Here is a 3,702-nt window from a genome sequence, read left to right as displayed (position 1 = left end):
CCCCTCGTCCTGACCCCACCCCTCGCTCTCGGCAAGGCTGGCCCACAACGGCCGCAGGATCTCGTCGTCCCCGCCCAACAGCGGCACGCACCGGTCCAGACACGCCAGCCCGCTCGCCGCAAGACCACGCTCGTCGGCCTGAGCGATCAGTTCCACCAGGCTCATCACGCCTCCCTCGGTGGGGCCGCCTCTGGTAACGGAGCCCGCACTTCCCCTTACTGCGTGCACTGTGGCCGGAACGTCACACTGCGAGTTGGCCGAAATCTACATGGGGACGACGCCCAGCCGGTCCAGAAATCGGAAGAAAAGCATCTCGGCCGACGGTTCGGCGTCGGAGGTGAGCACGTCGAGGAGGGGTTCCTCGGGCACGGGACGCCCCGATTCGGCGGCCCAGGCGACGGCCCGTCCGACGGCGTCGTGCGGTTCGAGGAAGAAGTCGTCGACGGCGAGCCCGTCCTCGTTGCCGCCGAGGTACCCGGCCATCGCGTCCCTGTCCAGACAGGTCGTCCAGGCACCGCTCTCGGGTGCGGCCGCCTCGACGACCACGCAGTCGCTGTCCATCACGTACCCGAAGAGCGCGGGCGCGCCCGTCTCCTGGGCCAGGTCGTTCATGTTGCCGACGTCACCCTTGGCAGGGTCGTCGGGAGCGTTCGGGTACTCCCACACCTGCCAGCCGTCGTCCGCCGTCTGGTGCAGCGTCAGGCCCGTCGCGCCCGACAGCGCCTCCAGTTCCGCGAGCGGCTGCTCGCTCCTGCCTACGACGAAATATCCCCAGTAGCCCATCCCGCTCCCCCGGTGTATCGGTTCGGCCAGCGTGAATACACCACACACGCACGGCAGTTCGCCACCGAAACGGGCAAGCCGCCGCAACTGCGCCACACCGACGCGTGATCCAGGCCAGGCCTTTTCGTCCTGCATACCGTCACCTGGGCGTTGACGTCCACGCGACACGACAGTCACGTCCGTCATGGCCGCACCACTCGTACCGTCCGTCCAGTTCGTACCGCAGGAGGGACATCGCATCCCAGCCGCAGCCCTCAGCCCAGCTTCCCCGCGAGCTCCTTGAACTCCGCCCACGGCATCGCCGGCTTCCGCGGATCCCACAGCTTCTGTGTCAGCGCCCGCAACGGCATCCGGATCCCCGCCGCCACCTGGTCCTGCGTCTGCGAGGCGGAGAGGTCGCACCAGACGGCGAAGTAGCCGCCGAGGATCTGGTCGTCGTACTCCCGTGACACCGGCGTCGTGCCGCGTACGACGAGCGGGGTCCACTGCTCGTAGATGCGCTGCCCGGTCGGATAGACGAAGGCGTTGGGCTGCCCGAGCACGTAATACAGGTACTCGTCGTTGTAGTTGATGATCTCGCGACCGGCCCGCAGATACTCGGCCGGCTGCCGCGCGCCGATCTCCTTGCCCGTCCAGTACGCGACCTGGATGTCGTCGTCGGCCTGCACGGTGCCCCCGGGGAAGAACCCGTCGTTCCAGGCCCGCGGGGTCCGGTCGTGCCCGCGCACCACCTTGGCCCGGTCGTTGAGCCACCCGGTCGCGAGGTCCGCGATCCCGGCGCCCGAGCCGTACTTGTCCTTCGCGGCGGCGGCCAGCTGCGGATACGAGGCCGCCGGGTTGGACACCGTCAGCGCCCGGTACTCGTCGGCGCCGAGATGCCAGTAGCGCCCGGGGAAGAGACCCGCGTACTCGTTCAGCAGGTCGTCCACGATCTTCGCGGACCCAGGCTTGGAGATGTCGAGCGAGCCCCGCGAGACGACGCCCTGTGTGTTGCGGAGCTGGAGGTCGGGGTGCGCGTCGAGCACCGCGCCCAGGTGGCCGGGCGAGTCGATCTCGGGCACGACGGTGATGTGCCGGCTCGCCGCGAGCGCGAGGATGCGCCGCACCTCCGCCTTCGACAGATGCTGCTTCGACACGACCTCGGGATGTGAGTCGGAGGCGATCCGGAAGCCCTGGTCGTCGGAGAAGTGCAGCCCGAGCTGGTTGTACTTCAGGTCCCCCAGCTCACGGATCCGGTCCTCGATCCACCCGGCCGTGAAGTGCTTGCGCGCGATGTCCAGCATGAACCCGCGCTGCGGCTTGGCCGGCGAGTCCCGTACGACTCCCTCGGATGCCGTGCCGCCCGCGTGCACCTCCTGCTTGAGCGTGCGCGTGCCGTAGAAGACGCCCGCCTCGGCCGTCCCGCTGATCCGCACCCGCCCGTCCTTCACGGCCAGCGTGTACGACTCGGCGTTGGCGTCCTCGTCGGTGAGGCCCAGCTCCACGTCGCCGGCCCGCGCTCCACCGGAGCCCGCGTAGGCGAGGCCCAGCTCCCCGGCGAGCAGCCGCCCCTCGTCCGCGAGCGCGTCGTCGCCCACGACGACCCGCCCGCCCTTCGCGGGACGCCAGCCGGGGCCGCGCGCCGGAGTGTGCTCCCGGACGGCCGGAATGGTCCGAGGAGTCTTCGACAGCGGATACGTCCGACTGGGTGACGGAGTGGGCGAAGTGGACGGTGTCGGCGCCAGGGCGGTTCTCCCTCCGGAGGGCCGCTGGGACGAGGGCGCGCCGGAGTCACCGCTCGGCCAGAGCCCGACGGTCAGCGCGGCACCCGCCGCGACCGCCACGCCCGCACCGACCAGCAGAGTCCTCCTGCCGCCCGGCACGGACCGCGAAGCCCTGTGCCCACGCCCGTTCACCACAGACCACTCACCCTCCTGCGATCACTCTCGTACGCTGTACCTTCACTGTGAACCTAGGCCCCGTCACCCGGGGCCGCCGTCCACAGCTCGTTCTTAAACTCTCTCTTACGGGTGATATTCGGGCATCCGTCGGACAGGTCGCGTGACACCTCGATAGCGTGATGACACATCTCTCACTTGACCCCATGCCGAACCACGCGTGGCGCCCGTCCGAGCGTCACCGAACCGCCGAGGAACCCACGCTGCTGCCCGCGCACCGTCCTTCCCGCCTCCCCGGCCAGGCCGTCGCCATTCCGGACCCGTCCGACCGGTCCGAGCCGACCGACCCGTCGGGGCCCTCGGGGTCTTCGGAACTGCCGGGGCAGACCCGCTCGGCGCCGGACCCCACCGGACCCCGTCCCACCGGCCTGGACGGGTTCAACGGCATGCCCGCCGACGAGGCCGAGCGCGCCCTCCTCGCCTGTTGCGGCAGCCACCACTGGGCCCGCCGGGTCGCCGCCCACCGCCCGTACCCCGACCTGGAGTCCCTGTTGGCCGCGGCCGACGAGGCGGCGTACGACCTGACCCCCGGCGATCTCGCCGAGGCCCTGGCCTGCGAATCCCTCACGCTCCTCCCGGACGGCGCCTACTCCGCGGCCCACACCGCCCTGAGCGCCGCCCACGCCGCCTATGAGAGCCGTTTCGGCCACGTCTTCGTCATCTGCCTGGACGACACGGCCCCCGAGGAGTCCCTCGACCAGGTCCTGGCCGGAATCCGATCACGATTGACAAACGATCCGGACGAGGAACGAATCCTGACGGCAGAAGAACTCCGCCGCCTGGCCAGAGGCCGCCTCACCAGGTCTTTCAGGGCTGCGGGCAACTACGCGGTCTCCTAGGGCATCCCGTAGGGGCACGGGGAACGGCGCAATCTTTCAGGGGCGCGAGCGAGGAACGGCGCAGGCTCCTCGGGCCGCAGGGAACGGCGCAGGCTCCTCGGGCCGCAGGGATCGCCGCAGGCGCCTAGGGGCGCGGGGAACTG

At 70.3% G+C, this 3,702-nt stretch carries 3 protein-coding genes; 1 reads left to right on the top strand and 2 read right to left on the bottom strand.

Translation table 11 applies throughout. The features are described from left to right. Positions 1-264 precede the first annotated feature (264 nt). Together AOK17_RS44980 and AOK17_RS44975 are read right to left on the bottom strand one after the other, a co-directional pair. Positions 265-783, bottom strand: a complete 519-nt coding sequence (locus tag AOK17_RS44980; protein WP_055618435.1) for a hypothetical protein — start codon at positions 781-783, stop codon at positions 265-267. Positions 784-1,037: 254 nt separating this feature from the next. Then, a complete protein-coding gene (locus AOK17_RS44975) occupies positions 1,038-2,624 on the bottom strand; it encodes a beta-N-acetylhexosaminidase (RefSeq protein ID WP_055618437.1) in 1,587 nt (528 codons plus the stop codon). A 410-nt stretch (positions 2,625-3,034) separates the two neighbouring features. Here AOK17_RS44975 and AOK17_RS44970 point away from each other — a divergent pair, with 410 nt between their 5' ends. Next, a complete protein-coding gene (locus AOK17_RS44970; RefSeq protein WP_055618436.1) occupies positions 3,035-3,559 on the top strand; it encodes a 2-oxo-4-hydroxy-4-carboxy-5-ureidoimidazoline decarboxylase in 525 nt (174 codons plus the stop codon). The last annotated feature ends 143 nt before the right edge of the window (positions 3,560-3,702 follow it).

Source organism: Streptomyces phaeochromogenes (assembly GCF_001418655.1).
GTDB lineage: Bacteria > Actinomycetota > Actinomycetes > Streptomycetales > Streptomycetaceae > Streptomyces > Streptomyces phaeochromogenes.
Note: the sequence above shows the minus strand (reverse complement) of the source record. Positions and strands in the feature narration are given on the sequence as shown.

Coding starts and splice junctions, on each gene's coding strand:
- AOK17_RS44980 (WP_055618435.1), bottom strand. CDS start 783: ATGGGCTACTGGGGATATTTCGTCGTAGGCAGGAGCGAGCAGCCGCTC.